This window comes from Novosphingobium sp. (assembly GCF_031417815.1).
Classification (GTDB): domain Bacteria; phylum Pseudomonadota; class Alphaproteobacteria; order Sphingomonadales; family Sphingomonadaceae; genus Novosphingobium.
Genome location: NZ_JANOWI010000037.1, coordinates 49,136 through 70,824 on the forward strand (window position 1 = coordinate 49,136; position 21,689 = coordinate 70,824).

28 protein-coding genes and 1 pseudogene are annotated in these 21,689 nt (G+C 63.6%); 25 read left to right on the plus strand and 4 right to left on the minus strand.

Annotation, left to right across the window (positions count from 1 at the left end):
- Positions 1-80 precede the first annotated feature (80 nt).
- A complete protein-coding gene (locus RMN99_RS09240; RefSeq protein ID WP_309623023.1) occupies positions 81-644 on the plus strand; it encodes a ferritin-like domain-containing protein in 564 nt (187 codons plus the stop codon).
- Positions 645-650: 6 nt separating this feature from the next.
- Here the strand turns inward: RMN99_RS09240 and RMN99_RS09245 are convergent, their stop codons facing one another.
- Both RMN99_RS09245 and RMN99_RS09250 read right to left on the minus strand, forming a co-directional pair.
- Positions 651-1,169 carry a thioredoxin family protein gene (locus tag RMN99_RS09245; RefSeq protein WP_309623024.1) on the minus strand — a complete coding sequence of 173 codons (519 nt, stop codon included), beginning with the start codon at positions 1,167-1,169 and terminating at the stop codon, positions 651-653.
- Entirely contained in the window at positions 1,166-2,158 is a 993-nt protein-coding gene (locus tag RMN99_RS09250) for an AAA family ATPase (RefSeq protein WP_309623025.1), read from the minus strand. The genes RMN99_RS09245 and RMN99_RS09250 overlap by 4 nt, the downstream gene beginning before the upstream one ends.
- Before the next feature lie 131 nt (positions 2,159-2,289).
- On the opposite strand from RMN99_RS09250, the gene RMN99_RS09255 reads away from it, so the two are divergent.
- The 13 genes and pseudogenes from RMN99_RS09255 to RMN99_RS09315 all read left to right on the plus strand — a co-directional run bounded on the left by RMN99_RS09255 (position 2,290) and on the right by RMN99_RS09315 (position 10,164).
- Entirely contained in the window at positions 2,290-2,922 is a 633-nt protein-coding gene (locus RMN99_RS09255) for a TetR/AcrR family transcriptional regulator (protein ID WP_309623026.1), read from the plus strand.
- Between the two features lie 80 nt (positions 2,923-3,002).
- Positions 3,003-3,176 (plus strand): annotated as a pseudogene (locus tag RMN99_RS14385) (glutathione S-transferase N-terminal domain-containing protein); the annotation flags it as partial.
- A gap of 437 nt (positions 3,177-3,613) precedes the next feature.
- Positions 3,614-4,045, plus strand: a complete 432-nt coding sequence (locus tag RMN99_RS09265) for a VOC family protein (RefSeq protein WP_309623028.1) — start codon at positions 3,614-3,616, stop codon at positions 4,043-4,045.
- Positions 4,042-4,428: a DUF1428 domain-containing protein gene (locus tag RMN99_RS09270; protein WP_309623029.1), complete on the plus strand. Its 387-nt coding sequence runs from the start codon at positions 4,042-4,044 to the stop codon at positions 4,426-4,428. Before RMN99_RS09265 ends, RMN99_RS09270 begins: the two co-directional genes overlap by 4 nt.
- Positions 4,425-5,210, plus strand: a complete 786-nt coding sequence (locus RMN99_RS09275; protein WP_309623030.1) for a VOC family protein — start codon at positions 4,425-4,427, stop codon at positions 5,208-5,210. Before RMN99_RS09270 ends, RMN99_RS09275 begins: the two co-directional genes overlap by 4 nt.
- A complete protein-coding gene (locus RMN99_RS09280) occupies positions 5,207-5,719 on the plus strand; it encodes a DUF6151 family protein (RefSeq protein WP_309623031.1) in 513 nt (170 codons plus the stop codon). The genes RMN99_RS09275 and RMN99_RS09280 overlap by 4 nt, the downstream gene beginning before the upstream one ends.
- Before the next feature lie 48 nt (positions 5,720-5,767).
- Entirely contained in the window at positions 5,768-6,394 is a 627-nt protein-coding gene (locus RMN99_RS09285) for a glutathione S-transferase family protein (protein ID WP_309623032.1), read from the plus strand.
- Complete coding sequence (locus RMN99_RS09290; RefSeq protein WP_309623033.1) at positions 6,391-6,873, plus strand: VOC family protein; 483 nt, start codon at positions 6,391-6,393, stop codon at positions 6,871-6,873. Before RMN99_RS09285 ends, RMN99_RS09290 begins: the two co-directional genes overlap by 4 nt.
- 4 nt (positions 6,874-6,877) lie before the next feature.
- The gene (locus tag RMN99_RS09295; protein ID WP_309623034.1) at positions 6,878-7,324 is read left to right on the plus strand and encodes an SRPBCC domain-containing protein; all 447 of its coding nucleotides are present in this window, start codon (positions 6,878-6,880) and stop codon (positions 7,322-7,324) included.
- Positions 7,321-7,974: a glutathione S-transferase family protein gene (locus RMN99_RS09300; protein WP_309623035.1), complete on the plus strand. Its 654-nt coding sequence runs from the start codon at positions 7,321-7,323 to the stop codon at positions 7,972-7,974. Before RMN99_RS09295 ends, RMN99_RS09300 begins: the two co-directional genes overlap by 4 nt.
- 24 nt (positions 7,975-7,998) lie before the next feature.
- The gene (locus tag RMN99_RS09305) at positions 7,999-8,451 is read left to right on the plus strand and encodes an SRPBCC domain-containing protein (protein WP_309623036.1); all 453 of its coding nucleotides are present in this window, start codon (positions 7,999-8,001) and stop codon (positions 8,449-8,451) included.
- Between the two features lie 4 nt (positions 8,452-8,455).
- A complete protein-coding gene (locus RMN99_RS09310; protein ID WP_309623037.1) occupies positions 8,456-8,914 on the plus strand; it encodes a hypothetical protein in 459 nt (152 codons plus the stop codon).
- Positions 8,915-8,946: 32 nt separating this feature from the next.
- Complete coding sequence (locus tag RMN99_RS09315; RefSeq protein WP_309623038.1) at positions 8,947-10,164, plus strand: pyrophosphate--fructose-6-phosphate 1-phosphotransferase; 1,218 nt, start codon at positions 8,947-8,949, stop codon at positions 10,162-10,164.
- Here RMN99_RS09315 and RMN99_RS09320 read toward each other — a convergent pair.
- On the minus strand, positions 10,161-10,739 hold the full coding sequence (locus RMN99_RS09320) for a J domain-containing protein (protein ID WP_309623039.1): 579 nt from the start codon (positions 10,737-10,739) through the stop codon (positions 10,161-10,163). The genes RMN99_RS09315 and RMN99_RS09320 overlap by 4 nt on opposite strands.
- A gap of 38 nt (positions 10,740-10,777) precedes the next feature.
- Here RMN99_RS09320 and RMN99_RS09325 point away from each other — a divergent pair, with 38 nt between their 5' ends.
- The 6 genes from RMN99_RS09325 to RMN99_RS09350 are packed head-to-tail and all read left to right on the plus strand — an operon-like array spanning position 10,778 to position 15,785.
- Positions 10,778-11,050, plus strand: coding sequence for a BolA family protein (locus RMN99_RS09325; protein WP_309623040.1), 273 nt, complete (start codon positions 10,778-10,780; stop codon positions 11,048-11,050).
- 11 nt (positions 11,051-11,061) lie between these two features.
- Entirely contained in the window at positions 11,062-11,835 is a 774-nt protein-coding gene (locus RMN99_RS09330; protein ID WP_309623041.1) for an SPFH domain-containing protein, read from the plus strand.
- Between the two features lie 11 nt (positions 11,836-11,846).
- A complete protein-coding gene (locus tag RMN99_RS09335) occupies positions 11,847-12,728 on the plus strand; it encodes a pirin family protein (protein WP_309623042.1) in 882 nt (293 codons plus the stop codon).
- A 12-nt stretch (positions 12,729-12,740) separates the two neighbouring features.
- Positions 12,741-13,556 (plus strand): SDR family NAD(P)-dependent oxidoreductase, encoded by an 816-nt coding sequence (locus RMN99_RS09340; RefSeq protein WP_309623043.1) that lies wholly within the window; start codon positions 12,741-12,743, stop codon positions 13,554-13,556.
- The gene (locus tag RMN99_RS09345) at positions 13,556-14,449 is read left to right on the plus strand and encodes an alpha/beta hydrolase (RefSeq protein ID WP_309623044.1); all 894 of its coding nucleotides are present in this window, start codon (positions 13,556-13,558) and stop codon (positions 14,447-14,449) included. The genes RMN99_RS09340 and RMN99_RS09345 overlap by 1 nt, the downstream gene beginning before the upstream one ends.
- The gene (locus RMN99_RS09350; protein ID WP_309623045.1) at positions 14,433-15,785 is read left to right on the plus strand and encodes a low temperature requirement protein A; all 1,353 of its coding nucleotides are present in this window, start codon (positions 14,433-14,435) and stop codon (positions 15,783-15,785) included. The genes RMN99_RS09345 and RMN99_RS09350 overlap by 17 nt, the downstream gene beginning before the upstream one ends.
- Here the strand turns inward: RMN99_RS09350 and RMN99_RS09355 are convergent.
- A complete protein-coding gene (locus RMN99_RS09355; protein WP_309623046.1) occupies positions 15,782-16,885 on the minus strand; it encodes a DUF2332 domain-containing protein in 1,104 nt (367 codons plus the stop codon). The genes RMN99_RS09350 and RMN99_RS09355 overlap by 4 nt on opposite strands.
- 117 nt (positions 16,886-17,002) lie before the next feature.
- Here RMN99_RS09355 and hisG point away from each other — a divergent pair, with 117 nt between their 5' ends.
- The 5 genes from hisG to RMN99_RS09380 form a co-directional block, all read left to right on the plus strand.
- A complete protein-coding gene (gene hisG / locus RMN99_RS09360; RefSeq protein WP_309623047.1) occupies positions 17,003-17,659 on the plus strand; it encodes an ATP phosphoribosyltransferase in 657 nt (218 codons plus the stop codon).
- Positions 17,659-18,951: a histidinol dehydrogenase gene (hisD, locus tag RMN99_RS09365; protein WP_309623048.1), complete on the plus strand. Its 1,293-nt coding sequence runs from the start codon at positions 17,659-17,661 to the stop codon at positions 18,949-18,951. The genes hisG and hisD overlap by 1 nt, the downstream gene beginning before the upstream one ends.
- Entirely contained in the window at positions 18,948-19,397 is a 450-nt protein-coding gene (nusB, locus tag RMN99_RS09370) for a transcription antitermination factor NusB (protein WP_309623049.1), read from the plus strand. The genes hisD and nusB overlap by 4 nt, the downstream gene beginning before the upstream one ends.
- 169 nt (positions 19,398-19,566) lie before the next feature.
- Positions 19,567-20,445, plus strand: a complete 879-nt coding sequence (gene thiL / locus RMN99_RS09375; protein ID WP_309623050.1) for a thiamine-phosphate kinase — start codon at positions 19,567-19,569, stop codon at positions 20,443-20,445.
- 111 nt (positions 20,446-20,556) lie between these two features.
- The coding region (locus tag RMN99_RS09380; protein WP_309623051.1) for a sodium/proton-translocating pyrophosphatase at positions 20,557-21,689 on the plus strand (1,133 nt) is incomplete at its 3' end.

Genomic DNA, 21,689 nt, shown 5'->3' on the forward strand with positions numbered 1-21,689 from the left:
GCCCGATGGCTCGGAACCAGAACGCCGGCTGAACGTTCCAGCTGTGTCTTTCCAATCCTGGACCAGCAGGGAGCCGCATCATGGCCAGCGCCGCCAAAACGCCGTCAATCACCGCCGCCTTCACCGACACCCGGACGCTGCGCGCCAACGCCCGCAAGAACGTGGGCGATGGCGCGGTGACCAAGGATTTTCCGGCTGACCGCGAAACGATCATCGAAAAGCTGAACGAATCGCTGGCCACGGAATGGGTCTGCGTACTGCGCTATATGCGGCATTACCACACCGCTTCGGGGCTGGTCTCCGAACCGATCAAGGCGCACTTCCTTGAACATGCCAAAGAGGAACAGGCCCACGCCACGGCCCTGGCCGAACGGATCGTGCAGCTGGGAGGCGAGCCCGACCTCAACCCCGATAACCTGACCAAAAAGAGCCACGCCGAATACCGTGAAGGCAAGACCTTGAAAGAGATGGTCACCGAAGATCTGATTGCCGAACGGATTGCCATCCAGGCTTACCGCGAACTGATCCACTATCTGGGTGAACGCGATCCGACCACGCGCAAGCTGGTCGAGCACATCCTTGAGCAGGAAGAAGAGCACGCCGACGAATTCAGCGACCTGCTCGACGGCTGGGAAGGCGAATAGGCGCCGTCAATCAGCCTTGAAGGCGCGAAACCATGCGAGGATCGCGGCTTCACCGCGGCTATCCGCGTTGCGCCAGCCGAGCGCATCCTTTTTCGAATTGAGCCGCTTGCCCTTGGGCGAAATCACGAACAGCGCGGGCGTGCTGTCCAGCTTTTTGATCCCGAACCGCTTCACGAGATCGATATTGCGGCCTTGCCCGGCCTGCGGGACTCCGACATCGATGAAGGTCACGGCAAAGCGCGGACCGAATTCGCGGGCAAATGTTCCGGAGGTAAGTGTTTGGGCCAAGGCCCGGCTATCGTGGCACCAATCGCCGCCAAACACGATTACCGCCAGCTTGCCCTCGGCCTTGGCCTTGGCCAGCGCGGTGTCGAGCATCGCCGCGTCGTCTGCCGTTTCGACGAAGAATTTGCGCTGAACCAGTTTTTTATCCGCTGGTGCAAGGTCAGCCGGAACCGGATCAACCGCACCGAGCAGCGGCAGGGCGGCAAGCAAGGCAGCCGCAATCCGCAACCGCCGCATCATCCCTTGGCCACTACGCTTTCGGGCAGTTCGGTACCGAACACGCGCTGGTAGTATTCAGCCACCAGCATCCGCTCGGTCTCGTCACACTTGTTGAGGAAGCTGAGGCGGAAGGCGAAGCCGGGGTCCTTGAAAATCGCGGTGTTCTGCGCCCAGGTGATTACCGTGCGCGGGCTCATCACGGTCGAGATATCGCCATTGATGAAGCCCTGACGGGTCAGGTCTGCAACCTTGACCATCTGGCCGACCATTTCGGGCGCGGCATCGGTCACCTTCTTGAGCACGATCTCGCACTCGACCAGCGCTGGCAGATAGTTGAGCGCAACGACGATGTTCCAGCGGTCCATCTGCGCCTGGTTGATCGCCTGTGTGCCGTGATAGAGGCCCGAGGTATCGCCCAGGCCAACCGTGTTGGCGGTGGCGAACAGGCGGAACCATTTGCTGGGGCGGATCACCCGGTTCTGATCGAGCAAGGTCAGCTTGCCCTCGGTTTCGAGTACGCGCTGGATCACGAACATCACGTCCGGCCGGCCGGCATCGTATTCGTCGAAAACCAGCGCCACCGGGTGCTGCAGCGCCCAGGGCAACAGGCCTTCGCGAAATTCGGTAACCTGCAACCCATCGCGCAACACGATCGCATCGCGCCCGATCAGATCGATCCGGCTGATGTGCGCATCAAGGTTGATCCGCACGGTCGGCCAGTTGAGCCGCGCCGCGACCTGTTCGATGTGAGTCGATTTGCCGGTACCGTGATAGCCCTGCACGATCACCCGGCGGTTGAAGGCAAAGCCCGCCAGGATCGCCAGCGTCGTATCGCCATCGAAAACATAGGCGTCATCGACATCGGGGGTGCGCTCGTCTGGCTGACTGAAGGCCGGGACCTTCATGTCGATATCGATACCAAAGGCTTCGCGGACATCAATTTCGATGTCGGGCGCAGAAAGGACTGTGTTGCCGCTGGTATCCAGCTGGATGTTGGGAATATCGCTCATGACCGGCCCCGCCTATACGGCGCGGCGCGGCGGCGCAATATGGATTGCGTTTCAAAGCGCGACCCAAAAGGGAAAGGCTCTGCACCGAACCGGCTTGACCACCATACCAACCGGTTGGTATGATTCGATTCATGATCCCGAATCAACCCTTCCGCCCCGCCCCCGTCTCGGCCCGCGACAAGTTGCTGGAGGCCGGGGTGAAGCTGGTGCGCGAACAGGGTTATGCCGCCACTTCGGTCGATCAGCTGTGCCAAGCCGCCGGGGTGACCAAGGGCGCGTTCTTTCACCACTTCGCTTCGAAGGAAGCCCTGGGGGTGGCGCTGGCGGACTATTGGTCCAGCTCGACCGGCGCGTTCTTTGCGGCCGCGCCGTTCCATCACGCGGCGGATCCGATTGACCGGGTGCTGGGCTATATCGACCTTCGGATCGCGCTGCTGGCGGGCCCGGCCGAAAGTTTCAGCTGCGTGGCCGGAACCATGGTTCAAGAGGTGTTCCTGTCCAGCGACGCGATCCGCGCAGCCTGCCATGACAGCATCACCGGCAATGCCCGCGCGCTGGAGGATGACCTTGCCGCAGCCCTGGCGCAAAGCGGCGCAAAAGGGGTCACGGCGACCGGTCTCGCCCGCCATGTTCAGGCGGTTATCCAAGGCGCGTTCATTCTGGCCAAGGCCGAGGGCGGTGCTGAAGCGGCTGGCCTCGCGCGCGAGGAATTGCAGCACCTGCGCCGCTATTTTCAACTTTTACTCACACCGGGAGAGGCGTGATGCCGGTTGACCCCAACGCGCAAGTCGAAGTCACCGCCTATCGCTGGGTGCCGCCAATGGCGCGCGGTTTCGTCAAGGATATGCGGGTGCGCTGGGCGCTTGAGGAAATTGGCCGACCTTACCGCGTGCGCCGGGTTGGCGGGGTGTTCGGCCAGAAAGAGCCCGCGCATCTGGCCGACCAGCCGTTTGGCCAGGTCCCGGTCTACAAGGAGGCCGGGCTGACACTGTTTGAATCGGGCGCGATCCTGATCCATATCGGCGAACACGACGACCGGCTGCTGCCGCGCGATGGCGCTGCGCGCGCCCGGGCGGTTGGCTGGATGATCGCCGCGCTCAACAGTGTCGAGCCGACGACCCAGATGGTTTTCGTGGCCGGGATGGTCGGCGAAGGCCAGCCCTGGAAAGACGCCGCGCAGGATGCCATGCGGCCCTTTGCCAAGACGCGGCTTGAACAGCTTTCGCACGCGCTGGGTGGCCGCGAATGGCTGGAAGACCGCTTTACCATCGGCGATCTGGTGATGGCCGACGTGCTGCGCGCGATCAGCGAACCGGCGCTGGTCAATGCTCACGAAAACCTCGCCGCTTATGTTGCGCGCGCCACCGCGCGCCCGGCGTTTCAGGCGGCAATGGCTGCGCAATTGGCCGATTTCGATCCCGATCCCGTCCCCGCCTGATACCAAGGAGTCCCGCCATGTCGCCAATGATCTTCGTCAACCTGCCGGTGGCCGACCTGCCCCGCGCGATGAAATTCTACGAAGCACTGGGCTTCACCAACAATCCGCAGTTCAGCGATGAAACGGGGGCCTGCATGGTCCTGTCCGAAACGATCCACGTCATGCTGCTGACCCACGCCAAGTGGCAGGGCTTCACCACCCGGCCGATCTGCCCGCCCGGATCAAGCGAGGTTTCGCTGGCGTTGACTGTTGGCAGCAAGGACGAAGTCAACCGCCTGGTCGAAGCCGGCGCGGCAGCCGGCGGCACTGCCGATGTCAATCCGCCCGAAGATCACGGCTTCATGTTCCAGCGCACGATCTGCGATCCTGACGACCATGTGTGGGAACCGTTCTGGATGGATCAGGCTGCAGCATTGGGCAGCGTTGACGCCAAGGAGCATACATCATGAGCTATATCGACGGGTTCATCATTGCGGTGCCGACCGCCAAGAAGCGGGCCTTCATCGATCATGCCCGCACGGCCGATTCGATGTTTATCGAATGGGGTGCGATCCGGGTGGTTGAATGCTGGGGCGATGATGTCCCCCAAGGTAAGCTCACCGATTTTCCTATGGCGGTGAAGGCCGAGGCCGATGAAAGCGTGGTATTCAGCTGGATCGAGTGGCCCGACAAGACGACACGTGATGCCGCCTATGCCAAAATGATCGACCCGGCCAACACCGATCCGCGCATGGACATGGCCAAAAATCCGCCGCCGTTTGACGGCAAACGGATGATCTTCGGCGGGTTTGTTCCGGTGTTTGAGCTGACTGCGGAAGGAGAGAAAAAATGACAACCGTGCAAGGCAGCTGGCTCTGGTACGATTTGATGAGCCCCGATCCCGAAGGCTCGAAGGCCTTTTACGATACGGTGTTGGGCTGGACGATGACCACCGGGCACGGCGAAAGCACCGACTACGGTTTCATCACCGCGGCCGATGGCGCGATGGTGGGCGGACTGCTGCGGCTCACCAGCGACATGACCGATCACGGTGCGCGGCCGTGCTGGGTGGGCTATGTCGGGGTCGATGATGTCGATGCCAGCCTTGCCGCGATCACTGCGGCGGGCGGCACCATGCTGATGCCGCCGCGCGATGTGCCAATGGCCGGCCGGATCGCGATGGTGGCCGATTGCTGCGGCGCACCGTTCTATATCATGGCCCCCACCCCGCCCCCCGGCGGCGGGCAAAGCACCGCCTTTGCCCCTTTGCCCAACCCCGGCCATTGCGGCTGGAACGAGCTTTACGCGGGCGATCTCGACAAGGCGCTGGCCTTTTACACCGGCCAGTTCGGGTGGACTCTGCCCGATGCCATGGACATGGGGCCGATGGGCAAATACCAGTTCATCGCGCACGACGAAGTGATGGTCGGCGCCATGATGAAAAAGCCCGATGCGGCTCCGGTTTCGGCCTGGTCTCACTATTTCTGGGTGGACAGCATCATCGCCGCCAAAGCCCTGGTCGAAGCCAATGGCGGGCAGGTGATCAACGGCCCGCACGAAGTGCCGGGGCCACTCTGGATCATCCAGGGGATCGATCCGCAAGGCGCGATGTTCAGCCTGACCGGCGGCGAATGAGCGAACCGGGCGAAACGCATCTGCTGCGCTGCCAGTGCGGCGCGGTGGAGTGCGCCGGCCAAGGCGCGCCGATCGGCACGGCGGTGTGCTATTGCGACGATTGCCAGGCAGCCGGGCACCAGCTTCAGGCTATGCCCGGTGCATCGCCGGTGCTGGACCCCGACGGCGGAACCGCGCTCACCTTGTTTCGCGCCAGCCGCTTCATAGTGACGCGCGGGGCCGACAAGCTGGTACCCCACAAGTTGACACCTGAAAGTGCCACCACGCGGATGGTCGCCAGCTGCTGCAACAGCGCCATGTATCTGGCGTTCGAAAAAGGCCCGCACTGGGTCTCGACCCTGCGCAACCGTTTCGTCGGCGAAGAACCGCCGGTCGAATACAGGCACATGACAAAATTTCGCACCAGCACCCTGCCTTATCCTGATACTGTTCCGACCTATCGCCGGTTTCCAGTCCGCTTCCTCGCCGCTGTGCTGGGCGATTGGATTGCGATGAAACTGGGCCGTTGACTCGCCGATTTTGTTCTAATTATGTTCATATTTTGCTGGAGTCACGCCATGGCCACCTACACCTTCTACACCAACCCGATGAGTCGCGGCCAGATTGCGCGGTGGGCCTTGCACGAAGCGGGTGCGGACTACAGCCAGGTGCTGGTCGATTGGGCCGCCAAGCCTGCAGCGTTCGTGGCGGCCAACCCGATGGCCAAGGTGCCGACGCTGGTCCACCATAGCGAGACCGGCGACCGGGTGATTACCGAATGCGCCGCGATCTGTGCCTACCTGGCCGAAATTCACCCCGAAGCGGGGCTGTTGCCAAGCGATGCCGAACTGGCCGACTATTACCGCTGGCTGTTCTTCGCAGCAGGACCGGTTGAGCAGGCGATTGTCAGCAAGTCGATGGGCTGGGAAGTGCCCGAAGGCCGCGCTGGCATGGTCGGATTCGGCAGCTATGAACGCGTTCTCGATACGCTTGAAGGGCACCTTGATGGCCGCCTCTTCGTCTGCGGGCCGCGCTTCACCGCGGCCGACGTCTATGTCGGCAGCCAGGTCGATTGGGGGCTGACCTTTGGATCGATCCCGCCGCGCCGTGCGTTTGTTGCCTATGCCGAACGGCTGCAGGCCCGCCCGGCCTATGTGGCGGCAAAGAGCATTGATGCCGCCTTGATTGCGGAGCAGCAAAAATGACCAAGGTCACCCTTTGCCTGTGGTACGATGGTGCCGCTGAAGAGGCCGCAGAATTCTATGCGGCGACCTTTCCGGACAGCTCGGTGGGCGGGGTCATGCGCGCGCCGACCGATTTTCCCGGCGGCAAGGCGGGCGATCCGCTGACGGTGGAATTTACCGTGCTGGGGCTGGCCTGCATCGGCCTCAACGGCGGCCCGATCTTTCCGCACAGCGAAGCCTTCAGTTTCCAGATCGCGACCGATAGCCAGGATGAGACCGACCGTTACTGGCGCGTGATCGTCGATCACGGCGGCGCGGAAAGCGACTGCGGCTGGTGCAAGGACAAGTGGGGCGTCAACTGGCAGATCACCCCGCGCGTCCTGACCGATGGCATGGCCAGCCCCGATCCTGAGGTGCGCGGCCGCGTGTTCCAGGCGATGATGACCATGCGCAAGATCGATCACGCCGCGATCGAAGCCGCCGCGCGCGGCCAGGGCTGAGCGGGTGGCACCCGGTTTCACCGTCTGGATCCATGTCGCACGCCCCCCGGCCGCGGTGTTCGAAGCGGTAGCCGATCCGGCGCAGCTTTCGCGCTATTTCACCACCGGCGGGGCGACCGGCCGACTGGAAAGCGACGCCACGGCGCAGTGGGACTTCCACGATTTTCCAGGTGCCTTTCCAGTCCGGGTGCTCGAGGCGAAAATGCCAGACCGGATCCGCCTTGCCTGGTTCCGCAGCGATGGCAGCGGCGAAAATGAGGTCGATTTCACGTTCGAAGCGGTGGATGATGGCGCCCGTACCAAGGTCTCAGTCAGCGAGAGCGGCTGGGCCGATGATGCTGCGGGGCGCAAGGCCAGCTATGACAATTGCATGGGCTGGTCGCAGATGCTGATGGCGCTGAAGGCTTGGGCCGAACACGCGATCAACCTGCGCGAGGGAGCCTACAAGTGAGCCTGGAACTCTATGGGCACCTTTTTTCCAGCTATACCTGGAAGGCCTTGATCGCGCTCTATGCCAATGACACCGCGTTCGAATTCTGCGGGATTGGCGAAGGAAACGAGGCAGACGATGCGTTTGTCGCCGCTGCCGGGCCCAGCGGACAGTTTCCGGTTCTGGCAGATCGCGCTGTCACGATCTTCGAGGCAACGGCGATCATCGAATACCTTGATTTGCACCATCCCGGGCCGCAGCGCTTTGTGCCAGCCGATCCGGCGGCGGCGGTGCTGGTGCGGATGTGGGATCGGGTGTTCGATCTCCACGTGATGAACACGATGCGGGGTGCGGTCGGCGCGAAAATCACCGATTCTGGCTTGCCGGCCGAAGCGGCACGCGATCTGGTGCGCGAAAAGCTGCTGCGTTCCTATCGCTGGATCGAAGGCTGGCTTGAGCACTACACGCAGCGCGAGGCAATCACGCTGGTCGAATGCGCCGCCGCGCCCAGTCTGTTCTATGCCGACTGGGTGATCGCGATTCCCGCCGATTATCCGCGCCTCAAGGCGTGGCGCGCGCACTTGCTGGCCTTGCCGCCGGTTGTACGCTGCGTGGATGACGCGCGGCAATTTCGCCATTACTTCCCGCTCGGTGCACCCGACCGGGACTGACAGCATAACAAGAGGATCTGCCTGATGTACGAACTTTCTGTAAGCCGCCTGATCGACGCCGCCCCGGGCAAGGTGTGGCAGGTGCTGACCGAGCAGACCAACGCATGGTGGTGCCCCAAGCCGTGGCGTGCCGAGGTTAACTGGGGTTCGCGCACCGCCGGGGGCAAGACCCACACCACGATGTTCGGCCCGAACGGCGAAAAGAACGAGCATCCCGGCTTCATCCTTGCCTGGGAAGAAGGCCGCCGCATCGCGGTAACCGATGCGATCGAGGGCGATCTGCAGCCCTCCGGCCCGTTCATGCTGGGTATCTGGGAAATCGCGGCGGAAGAAATCAACGGCAAAGGGGGCACCCGCTACACCGGCCGTGCGCGGCACTGGACGCCAGAAAGCATGGCACACCACAAGGAAATGGGCTTCGACGAAGGCTGGGGGATCATGGCCGACCAGTTCAAGGCGCTGTGCGAAGCGGGATAGCGCGATGCGCCGCCCGTTTGTGATGGCCTGGTTGCTGTGCGGCAGCCTCGACATTCTCTACGCCGCCGCCACGTCACTGGTGGCGGGGCACGGACCGCTGGCGATGCTGCGCGCGGTGGCGTCGGGCCCGTTCGGAGATGCAGCGCGCGCTTGGGGCCTGGCCGGAAGCGTGCTGGGTTTGCTGGTCCACTTTGCGATCATGGCGGCCATGGTCGCGGCCGGTTTCTGGCTGGCGCGCCAGACCCCGCTGGGAGAGATCGCGCCGTGGAAGGCCGGGACGCTCTACGGGCTGGTGCTTTACGGCGTGATGGCGGGGGTGGTTTTGCATTTGCGTTTTGGCACCGAATTTCCCAGCCCCGACAAGCTCAAGCTTGCGAATGAGCTGTTTCCCCATGTGTTCCTGGTCGGCATGCCGATTTTCTACCTCGCCCGGCGGGCAATGAATACGTCACCATCGGCCTAGCCCTGCGCGCCGTGCGGTCCTAATCTGCTGCCATGACCACGCCCACTACGCCCAAGATTGCGCTGTTGACCGCGGGCGGGATTGCGCCATGCCTTTCGGCTGCGGTCGGATATCTGATCTCGGACTATTCGAGGGCTGCCCCTGAGGCAGAGATTATCGGTTACCGAAACGGCTATATGGGCCTGTTGCAGGGCCAGTCTGTGCAGATCAGCGAGCAGGCCCGCATCGATGCCTTGACCTTGATCGAGCACGGCGGATCGCCGTTTGGCAACAGCCGCGTCAAACTGACCAACGTGGCCGATTGCATCAAGCGCGGACTGGTTGCCGAAGGGCAGAACCCGCTGCACGTTGCTGCCGAACAACTGGTCAGGGACGGCGTGACGATCCTGCACACCGTCGGCGGCGATGATACCAACACCACGGCGGCGGACCTTGCCGCCTATCTGGACGACAACGGCTATCCCCTCACCGTGGTCGGCCTGCCCAAAACGATCGACAACGATGTGGTCCCGGTCCGGCAGACGCTGGGCGCCGCATCAGCCGCAGAACAGGGCGCGGTGTTCTGGGAAAACGCGGTCAACGAACAGAGTTCAAGCCCGCGCATCCTGCTGATCCACGAAGTGATGGGGCGCGATTGCGGCTGGCTGTGCGCGGCGACGGCCGCAGAATACCGCAAGCGGCTGAAAGGCCAGAAATTCCTCGTCGATGCCGAATATTCGATGGATCTGCTCGATATCGACGCAATCTACGTCCCCGAAATGCCGATCGATCTGGAGGCTGAGGCGACGCGGCTGCGCGCGGCGATGGACCGCAAGGATTGTGTGTCGATCTTCCTGTCCGAAGGCGCCGGGGTGGGCGATATCCTGGCCGAAATGCAGGCGCGCGGGCAGGAGGTTGTGCGCGATGCCTTTGGCCATGTCCGGATCGATACGATCAACCCCGGTCAATGGTTCGCCGATCAGTTCGCCATCCGGCTTGGCGCGGAAAAGGTGCTGGTCCAGAAAAGCGGCTACTTCGCCCGCTCGGCCCGCGCTAATGCAGAAGACCTCGCGCTGATCGAGGCGATGTGCAGCCATGCGGTGGCAAGCGGACTGGCCGGAATTTCAGGGGTCGTCGGCCACGATGAAGAAGTCAGCGGCGAACCATTGCGGACGATCGAATTCCCGCGCATTCGCGGCGGCAAGGTGTTCGATACGGCGCAGCCGTGGTTCACTGACCTGCTTGGAGAAATCGGCCAGCCGGCCGCCTAGGCGAAAGCCGCGGCCGTCCGCAGCAGCTGATACGCTTCAACCACCGACTGCAGGCGCTTTTCGCTCGAACGGTCGCCGCCGTTGCGATCGGGATGCAGCGCATGGACCAATTCGGAATAGCGCTTGCGCAAGGCCCGCCGGTCGATGTCGATGTCCAGCCCCAGCGCATCAAGCGCGCGGCGCTGATCGGGGGTGAAGACCATGCCATCGGCGCGCTCGGCCGGGCGCCGGGCGCGGGCCCGCCTGGCAATGGCTTCCAGCGGATCGGCGAAATCGGCCCAGCGCGGCGCCGCATCGATCCCGGCGGTTGGCGAAAATGCGCGGGTTTGCCGGTCCCAGCCGTGGACCGGATGCTGCGCCGCCAGAATTTGTTCCGGGCTCATCCCGTCGAACCAATCATACCCGGCGTTGAACTGGCGCACGTGATCAAGGCAGAACCAGCGATACTGGCCCGGCCCGTCGAAGCCCGGTCCACGTGGGCCCGGCGCGCGAAATTCGCCGTGGTCGCAGCAACCCGGCCATTCGCACAACCGGCTGCGGCCGCCGACCCGTCCATGAAAACGATCCTGTTTCACCGCTTCCACATGGCGATTGTTCGGCTAGAAGAAAAGTCATGAGCAGACCAATTGCACTGGAAATGGAGTCGCTGCTGCGCGCAGCCTTCGATCCGATCACCCTTGCTGTGATCAACGACAGCGCGAAGCATCACGGCCATGCGGGCGACGATGGTTCGGGCGAATCGCACTTTACGATTGCAATCGAAAGCGCCTCCTTTGCCGGCGTATCGCGGCTGCAACGCCAGCGCATGGTCAATGCCGCGTTGGGTGACATTCCGGGCCAGCGGGTCCATGCTCTCGCGGTCAAAGCCCGGGCCCCGGGTGAATAGAGAGGTATCAAATGCCCGCAGCATTTTCTGGCTTCGGCCTTTTCCTCGCCCTCATTGCGGTAGTGCTCGCGCTGAAAAGCTTCGGAATCAACCAGGAATACCAGCGCGGGGTGGTGTTCCGGCTCGGCCGACTCAAGGAAACCAAGGGCCCCGGCTGGTTCTGGCTAATCCCGATCATTGAACGCGTGGTCAAGATCGATCAGCGCGTGATCACCTACGCGCTCGCCACGCAGGAAACTGTGACCCGCGACGGGGTGGCGGTGAAGATCAACGCGGTGCTGTGGTTCCGCGCGGTCGATGCGGCCAAGGTGGTAACCACGGTGATGGACTGGACCAGCGCCGTGATCCAGGCCGCCGAAACGGGGCTGCGCGATGCGATCGGGCAGAGCGAGCTAGATCTGATTCTCAAGGACCGCACTTCGATCAATGCGCGGCTGCTCGAATTGCTCGACAAGACCGTCAAGCAGTGGGGCGTGACGGTCGATGCGGTCGAGATCAAGGACCTCGATATTCCCGAACAGATGCAGCGTGCGATTGCCCGCGAGGCTGAGGCAATCCGCGAGAAGCGCGCCCGGATTATCAAGGCTGAAGGCGAAAACGAAGCCTCAGCCAAGCTGGCCGAGGCAGCCAGGACAATCGGCGAGGTTCCCGGCGCGCTCGAGCTCAGGCGGCTTCAGACGTTGAGCGAGATCGGGGTTGAGCACAATTCCACCATCATCGCGATGTTCCCGACTGAGCTTCTGGCTGCGGCCAAGCAATTCGGGGCAAAAGCGAAAGACGATTGAGTGCAGCGGACATGACGAACCTTTCCACCATCCAGCCGGTCACGCACGATCTGGGCGCGTTCAAGGTGCGCCGGGTGTTGCCCAGTCCCGGCCGGGTGATGGTCGGCCCGTTCATCTTCGTCGATGAATTCGGCCCGGCGACTATTCCCGCCGGGCAGGCCATGGATGTCCGGCCCCATCCGCATATTGGCCTCGCCACGGTCACCTGGCTGTTCGAGGGCGCGATTCTTCATCGTGACAGTCTGGGCAGCGTTGCGACGATCCGGCCCGGCCAGGTCAACCTGATGACCGCCGGCAAGGGCATCGTCCATTCCGAACGCGGGCTGCCCGAACAGCGCGAACAGGCCAAGCCGATGTTCGGGATGCAGACCTGGCTGGCGCTGCCAGACGGGCTGGAGGATGCCGATCCCGCGTTCGAATCGCTGGCCGACCTGCCACTGATCGAAGATAGCTGCGTTTCTGCGCGGGTGATCATGGGCACCCTGTGGGGCAAGACCGCGCCAACCACGCAGCACGCGCCGACCATCTATGCCGAAATCAATCTCGCCCCCGGTGGCAGCCTGCCGATCGATGCCGAGGCGGACGAGCGCGCGGTGATGCTGGTTGCGGGCGAGGCGAACATCGACGGGGTGGAGCTGGCACCCTACACGCTCGATGTGCTGGCCCCAGGTATAGCGATGAAACTGGGTTCGACGCTGGGAGGACGGGTCATGCTGCTGGGCGGCGGTGCCTTTGCCACCCCGCGCCATGTGTGGTGGAATTTCGTTCATTCGCGGCGCGATGCGATCAACCAGGCCAAACGGGATTGGGAAACCGGACAGTTTCCGCTGGTCCCCGGTGACAGCGACGAATTCATCCCCCTCCCCGCGATACCACTGACCAACAGCGATTAAGAGAGGACTTCCATGACATTTGCAGGACAGGCCGCGTGGATCACCGGCGCATCTTCGGGCATCGGCGCGGCACTGGCGCGGGGCCTTGCGAAACAGGGCGCGCGCGTGATCCTCTCGGGCCGCAATGTTGCAGCGCTGGAGGCTGTGGCCAAGGATTGCGGCGAGACCTTGGTCCTGCCGTTCGAGACCACTGACTACGCCGCGCTTCCGGCCGCGGTGGCCAAGGCGTGGGATTGGTCGGGCGGCATCGACCTGCTGGTCAACAACGCCGGAATTTCGCAGCGCAGCCTGGCGCAGGAAACCGATTTTTCGGTCTATGAAAAGATCGTTTCAGTCGATCTGCTCGCCCCGATTGCGCTGACCCAGGCGCTGCTGCCCCTCATGACCGCGCGCGGCAGCGGCCGGATCGCCAATATCAGTTCGATCGCAGGCAAGGTCGGCGTACCGATGCGCACTGCCTATTGCGCGGCCAAGTTCGGTCTGGCCGGATATGGCGATGCCTTGCGCGCCGAAGTGGGCCACCTGGGGCTGCAGGTGCACAATATTTTTCCCGGTTCGATCGCCACCGATGTCTCGCGCAACGCGCTGACGTCCGATGGCTCGAAGCGCGGGGTATCGGACAAGGTGATCGACAACGGCATCGCCCCCGATGTGGCCGCCGCGCAGATGATCGCCGAAATGCTGACCGGCAACCGCGAGATCATCGTGGCCGAAGGCGCCGAACAGGCGATGGGCGAAGCGCGGCGGATGCAGGATGCCCTGCTCGATCAGATCGGCGCTTTCATGGGGGCCGGCTATGTCCAGCGCATGAACGACGGGGCGCAGTAATGGACCGCGTCGATCTGGGCAACGGGATCGCGCTTGACGTGCAGGATGTGGGACCGCGCGACGGTCCGGTGCTGATTTTCCTGCATGGCTTTCCCGATAGCCACCGCACCTGGCGGCATCAGGTTTCGCAGTTTTCGGACCGGTTCCGCTGCATTGTCCCCGATCAGCGCGGCTATCGCGGTTCGTCAAAGCCCAAAGGCGCAGAGAACTACACGCCCGACAAGCTGATCGGCGATGTGTTTCTGCTCGCCGCCGCGCTGGGCGTGGGCAAGTTCACGATTGTCGGGCACGATTGGGGCGGCGCGCTGGCTTGGGGCGTGGCGCTGCTGGGCCAGGGCATGGGCCGGGTCGAGCGCGCGATCATCGCCAATGCGCCGCATCCCACGATCTTTCCCAAACTGCTTTACACCAACCGCCAGCAGCGCGCAGCAAGCCAGTATTTCCGCCTGTTCCGCGATCCTGAAAGCGACCAGCTGGTCGAACAGTTCGGGCTGGCAGGCGTGCTCGCCAAGGCATTCGGCGAAACGCCCGATAATCCGAAGATGGAGCCCGAGGAACGCGCTGCCTTGCAGGCCGATTGGGAAAACCGCGAAGCCGCGATTGCCATGCTGAGTTGGTATCGCGCCAGCCCGGTCGCGGTGCTCGATATGGATGCACCCTATGAATTACCGGCCAATTACAAACCGGTGCCGATCCCAAAGTTGACCATCCCGACCATGGTGATCTGGGCCATGGACGATATCGCCCTGCCGCCAGCCAACCTCGATGGCATGGATGAATTGATCGACGATCTGACCGTGGTCAAGGTGCCGGGAAGCGGCCATTTCGTGCAGTGGGAAGCCCCCGCCGCCGTCAACGCCGCGATGGAGGAATTCCTTGGCCGAACCGGTTGAGGTCAGCCGCCCGCGCCCCGGAATCGGCGCGGCAATTGCTGCCGCCGAGGCACGCCAGCGCCGCTCGCTGCTGCGCAACCACGGTGGCGGACACGCGCCCGTCACCAATCTCGAACTGTTCTTCGATTTGGTGTTCGTCTTCGCGATCACCCAGCTCTCGCACTATCTGCTCGACGAACTGACCCCGCTGGGGGCGCTGCGCACTGCGGTGTTGTTCGGCGCGGTGTGGTGGGCCTGGATGTGGACCACTTGGGCAACCAACTGGATCGACCCTGACCGCGCCGAGGTGCGGCTGCTGCTGGGCAGCCTGATGCTGCTCAGCTTGATGATGTCGGCGGCAATCCCGCACGGGTTTGGCGATGGGGCGCTGCTGTTTGCCGCGTCCTACGTTACGCTGCAGATCGGGCGCTGCCTGTTTGTGGCTTGGGCCCAGCACCGCGAAGAGGCTGGCAGCGGGCTCAACATGCTCCGCGCCGCGGTCTGGTTCTGCGGCGCTGCGCCGCTGTGGCTGGGCGGTGCGCTGATCGGCGATCCGCAGCTGCAATTGTGGCTGTGGCTGGCAGCGCTGGCTCTCGAATATACCGCGCCGCTGGTGTTCATGCGGGTGCCGGGACTGGGCCGGTCGAAGCTGTCCGACTGGATCATATCGGGCTCGCACATGTCCGAACGCTGCAGCCTGTTCATCATCATCGCGCTGGGCGAAGGGCTGGTGATTTCCGGGGCAACCTATTCTGCTGCCGCCGCCCAGCCGTGGCTCGATGCTGCACTGTTGACGGCTTTTGTCGGCTCGTTTGTGATGTGGTGGCTCTATTTCGATATGGGCGCGCGGCGCGGCGCGCATCATATCCAGAACCACACCGTGCCCGGTCTGATCGGGCGGCAGGCCTTTACCTATTGGCACATTCCGATCGTCGCCGGGATCGTCGTGCTGGCGGTGGCGGATGAGCTGGTGCTGGCGCACCCGCGCGAGCCGCTGCATGCCGATATGCTGGCGGTCATTATCGGCGGCACCGTGCTGTTCATCGGTGGCCTCGCCGGGTTCAAACGGATCTCGAGCGGCAATTCGTGGTTTCCGGCCAGCCACCTCTATGGGCTTTATGCGCTGGTCCCGCTGGCGCTGTGGGGCTGGTTTGGCCACCCTTATGGACTGGTCTTCTATGGAGCAATCGTGGCGCTGTTTGGCGGCATCGCGGTGTGGGAATGGGGCAGTTTCCACGGCGGCTGGATCGAACGTATGGAGCGGCGAGACTGGCGAATTGGCCATGCGATGCGCCGCACGGTGGACCGCCGCCGCGCCCGGCGGCTGGCCCGCGAAGAGGCCGCGCAGAACCGCTAGATCGTCCGCTCGCTCCCGCCCCAGCCGATCCACGCGCCGTGCGGGTGTGCACGAGTGACGATTTCACCGGCCGCACCGCCCGGCCAGTAGCGCACCACCATTTCGTGGACATGCATCACCCGGTTGGCCTCGAGCGCGACCCAGGCGAGCGGCTTATCGGGTGTGGCCATTGCTCCCGCCGCCTCCATCGCTGCAGTGACGCGGGCCTGCTGGTCTTCGGGCACATATTGCCAGACTATCGAATGCATCAGCATCCGCGTGGTGCCAGCGGCTTGCGGTTTGGCCAGCTCCGCCTCGACGAAATCGGCGGCGTTCATGTGCACCAGATCGGGCGCACGCTTTTTGGCTTCGGCAATCGCGGCTTCCATCCGCTCAAATCGCACGGTGTGTTCGGGCCAGATATAGGCCTTGAGCCGGGCCGCCTGCGCCGGATCGGTCAGGTTGACCGGTGCGACATCGCAGCCTTTGGCGGAGAGAATTTCGATTGCATGAGCGGGCGGGGCATCACCCTGCCATTCGGGGGCAAACCGCATCGCGCCCGGCTCTGGCCCGATCTGCACGCCGCCAAGATCATAGTGATAACGATCCAGCATCAGGTTGATCCCGGCGCTTGAACCGATTTCAAGGCACTGAAAGCGCAGCGGCAAACCCTTGTCTGCCAGCCACAGCATCGCAGCGATGAAATTTGAAGAACGCCCAGCCTCGTTGGTCTGCGGCGGGCCATCAAGCCACGGCAGCAGCGCCGCTTCGTGGGTGCGCAGCGCGGCTGCTACGATGGCCGCATCATCGGTTGCGCAGGTGCCCGCATAGATTGTGCTCAGCGCCGGATCGGCACCCGTCAGATGCAGCGAATGCAGCCCGCCAGCCAACCGCAGCGGCAAGGCATCGGCCAGCGGCGCGCCCGGCCAGGACCGCACGCGCTCCAGCACCGCACCGCCCCCGTTCGAGACGATCAGGTCGCGCAGCGCCGCACAAATCCGCGCAGTGCGCTCTGCCCCCGAAGCTGTGCAATAGGATACCTGATTGTCAAACGCTGCGGCCACGATTCCCGGCCCGCTGGCCCCGATATCGATAAATTGGTATTTCTCCGCCATCGTCATTTCTCCTGCTTATTGCTGCAGATGCGAAGCACTTGCGCCTTTTTATTGCGTTGCACAAGTGGGCGATACACTGCGGTTCTTGCCCTTTTCCGCCATGCGCCGTAAGGGCCGCCTGCTATGGCCAAACCGCTGACCTTCGCTGTTCCCAAGGGCCGCATCCTTGATGAAGCGCTGCCGCTGATGGCGCGCGCCGGGGTGGTTCCCGAAGCCGCGTTCCACGACAAGAACAACCGCGCACTGTCGTTCGCCTGCGAACAGGGCGACCTGCGGATCATCCGCGTGCGCGCCTTCGATGTCGCGACTTTCGTGGCTCACGGCGCCGCGCAGGCCGGGATCGTCGGTTCGGACGTGGTCGAGGAATTTGCCTATTCCGATCTCTATGCGCCGGTCGATCTCGATATCGGGCATTGCCGGTTATCGGTGGCCGAACCGGCCGGGCAGACGCCCGGTGCCGGCCACGCCAGCCACATGCGGGTTGCCAGCAAGTATCCCAACCTGACCCGCCGCCATTTCGAGGCGCAAGGTGTGCAGGCCGAAGTGGTCAAGCTCAACGGCGCGATGGAACTGGCCCCGGGGCTTGGGCTGGCCAGCCGGATCGTCGATCTGGTCTCCTCGGGCCAGACGCTGAAGGACAACGGGCTGGTTGAGAGTGCCACCATCCTGCAGATTTCGGCACGCCTGATCGTCAATCGCGCCGCGCTCAAGACAGACGAGCGCGTTGCCGCGCTGGTCGAGCGGTTCCGCGCGCTCGTCGCGCAACGGAAGGCCGCCTGATGCTGCGCCTCAATACCCGCGACAAGAATTTCGCCGTGGCCTTTGAACGCCTGGTTTCTGATCGCCGTGAGAGCGACGACAACATTGCGCGCGATGTGCAAGTGATCCTGTCCGACGTGCGCAACCGCGGCGATACCGCCCTGGCCGAGATGACCGCGCGCTGGGATGGCTATGCGCTGGCCAGCGATGCCGATTGGACCGTCAGCAAGGAAGCTTGCCGCGAAGCCTATGACGGGCTCAAGCCGGATCTGCGCGCGGCGCTGGAACTGGCCGCCCAGCGTATTCGCACATTCCATGAAAAGCAGCTGCCCAAAAACCGCGACGAGACCGATGAGCTTGGCGTGCGGATGGGGGCAAAGTGGCGCCCCGTCGATGCGGCCGGTCTTTATGTACCGGGCGGGCGGGCGGCCTATCCTTCATCGCTGCTGATGAATGCCATTCCCGCCAAGGTTGCCGGGGTCGAGCGGCTGGTGGTTGTCACCCCCACCCCCAAAGGCGTGATCAATCCGCTGGTGATGGCCGCGGCGCATCTGGCAGGCGTCGATGAAATCTGGCGCGTCGGCGGCGCGCAGGCGGTGGCCGCGCTGGCCTATGGCACTGACCGGATCGCACCCGTCGATGTGATTACCGGCCCCGGTAATGGCTGGGTAGCCGAAGCCAAGCGCCAGCTTTATGGCGTGGTGGGGATCGACATGGTGGCAGGTCCGTCCGAAATCCTGCTGATCGCCGATGGCCAGAACGATCCCGAATGGACCGCGGCCGACCTGCTCAGCCAGGCCGAACACGATCCCGCCGCGCAAGCGATCCTGATTACCGATGACCCGCTGTTCGCCGATATGGTGGCCGACCGCATCGGGGTGGAACTGGCAATGCTGCCCACCGCCCGCGTGGCGTCTGAAAGCTGGAACACCCACGGCACGATCATCGAGGTGGCGAGCCTTGACGAAGCCCCGGCACTGGCCAATGCGCTGGCCGCTGAACACGTCCAGATCGCCACCGAAAACCCCGAAAAGATGTTCAAGCAGATCCGCCACGCCGGATCGGTCTTCCTTGGCCGGATGACCCCGGAAGCGGTCGGTGACTACTTGGCCGGGCCCAACCACGTGCTGCCCACCGGGCGCCGGGCACGGTTTTCCTCGGGCCTGTCGGTGCTTGATTTCATGAAGCGCACCAGCTTCATCCAGCTGGATGAAGCGGCCTTGAAGGCGATCGGCCCCGCGGCCATCGAACTGGCCGAAGCCGAAGGGCTGCAGGCCCACGCGCGCTCGATCGAAGTGAGACTGGGAATATGACAACCAACGCGCGCAGCAAGGGCCGTTCTGCCGCCCGGCTTGCCGCCGTGCAGGCGCTTTACCAGCACGCGATGGAATCAACCCCGCTGGCCCGCCTGCTCGATGAATTCCACCGCCACCGGCTTGGCGCGGAGATCGAAGGCGATCAATACGTTCAGGCTGAGGTCGATTTCTTTGACGGGATCGTCGAAGGCGTGATCGCGCGTTATGAGGAAATCGACGCTCTGCTGGCCGCCAAACTTTCGGATACGTGGACGCTCGAGCGGCTTGACCGGACCATGCTTCAGATCTTGCGTGCCGGCGCGTGGGAATTGCTCGCCCGCGCCGATGTGCCAACCGCCACCGTCATCAGCGAATATGTCGATGTCGCCCACGCCTTCTTCGAAAAGCGCGAGGCGAAGTTCGCCAATGCCGTGCTCGATAGTGTGGCCAAGGACGTGCGGTGAATCAAGATCCTCTCCATTTTCGCTTTAGCGCAAATGGGGAGGTGGCAGTCGTGCAGCGACTGACGGAGGGGTTTCTGCCCTCGCAACATTACCCCTCCGTCAGCCGCCTTCGGCGTCTGCCACATCCCCATTTGTGGCATTCGCCAAAAATGGAGAGGATCAAAAATTGATGACCACCGAGTCCGCCTTCATCGCCACCTTGCGCGCGCTGGCCACGCATCCCGCGGCGCGCGGTTTGAACGATGATTGCGCGGTGCTGGAAATCGGTGGTGAGGCGCTTGTCCTTACTCACGATGCGATGGCCGAAGGAATCCACTTCCTGGCCGGGCATGATCCCGCCGACGTCGCGTGGAAACTGGTCGCCACCAATCTGTCCGACCTGGCCGCCAAGGGCGCAGAACCACTTGGCCTGTTGCTCGGCTACCAGCTTGGCCACGACGACTCGCGATTTGCCCAGGGGCTTGGTGAAGCGCTGGAGCAGTTTAAGGTTCCGTTGCTGGGCGGCGATACCATTGGCGGGACCGGAGCGCAGGTGCTGGGGCTAACAGCGCTGGGCCGGGCCACCCACCGCCCGGTGCCTTCGCGCAGTGGTGCCAAAGCGGGCGACAGCGTCTGGATAACCGGCGCGCTGGGTGCGGCGATGGCCGGCTTTGAAGCCCTGCAGACCGGTGCAGGAGACAGCATTGCCTATCGCCGCCCGGTGCCGCTGCTGGCCGAGGGACAGGCATTGGCGCCGAGGGTGACAGCGATGATGGACGTGTCCGATGGTCTGCTGCTCGACTGTAAACGCCTTGCACAAGCATCTGGTGTCACAATAGCACTGAATTCACAGGCAATTCCAATGGCCGTTGGCGAGGAGCGCCGCGATGAAGCGCTGCGCTGGGGTGAGGACTACCAGCTGTTGTTCACGCTCCCCCCCGGTGCAGCCCCGCCCTGCCCCGCGACCGCAATCGGAAGTGTCCGCGCTGCCGGACCGCACCCGCTGCTGCTTGACAACGTCCCGCCGACCGGACGGCTGGGCTATGAACACGGCGGAAACTCGGCATAAACGGGCTGCAAGGCGTTGCATTGCGGCGATTCGCGCTTATAGCCGGGCGCGCTGCCCCGCATTCGTGCGGGGCTTCCGCTATTGAACGTCAACAATTTGGGGGAGCGTCCCGTGAATCTCGTCACGATCGCAATTCTGCTGGGACTTTTGGCCATTGTTTATGGCTTCGTCACCAGCCGCCAGGTGCTCAGCGCACCGGCAGGTAATGAAAAGATGCAAGAAATCGCCGCCGCAATCCAGGAAGGCGCACAAGCCTATCTCGGGCGGCAGTATCGCACCATCGCCATGGTCGGCGCAGTTGTCGCGGTGCTGGTGTGGTATTTCCTCGACAACCTTGGCACGCCGATTTCGGCTGGCGGGTTCCTGCTCGGGGCCGTGCTTTCCGGCGCGACCGGGTTCATCGGGATGAACATCTCGGTGCGCTCGAACGTTCGCACCGCGGCGGCGGCTCAGGTCGGGCTGCAAGAAGGTCTGACCCTGGCATTCCGCGCTGGTGCAATAACCGGGATGCTGGTGGCCGGTCTCGCTCTGCTGTCCATCGCGGGCTACTTCGCGTTCCTGACCGGCCCTGCCGGACACGGCGTCGGCGGCGCGGATCGTACGGTGGTCAATGGCCTCGTCGCGCTGGCCTTCGGTGCTTCGCTGATCTCGATCTTCGCGCGCCTTGGCGGCGGGATCTTCACCAAGGCTGCTGACGTCGGCGCCGATCTGGTCGGCAAGGTCGAAGCGGGCATCCCCGAAGACGATCCACGCAACCCGGCAGTGATCGCCGATAACGTTGGCGACAACGTGGGTGACTGCGCCGGCATGGCGGCCGATCTGTTCGAAACCTATGTCGTCACCATCGGTGCGACCATGGTGCTGACCGCGCTGCTGCTGAAAGGCGCAGACAACCTGATGGCGTTGATGAGCCTGCCGCTGCTGATCGGCGGCGTCTGCATCATCACCTCGATCATCGGCACCTATTTCGTGCGCCTCGGCGGCGGCAAGAACATCATGGGCGCCATGTACAAGGGCTTCCTGGTCACTGCCGTCCTGTCGATCCCCGCGATCTGGTGGGCGATTTCCTATGCGCTGGGCGATATGGAAACCGCGATTGCCGGACAGTCCTATAACGGCCGCACACTGTTCTATTGCGGGCTGGTGGGCCTGATCATCACCGGACTGATCATCTGGATCACCGAGTACTACACCGGCACCAACTATCGCCCGGTGCGCTCGATCGCCAAGGCTTCGGAAACCGG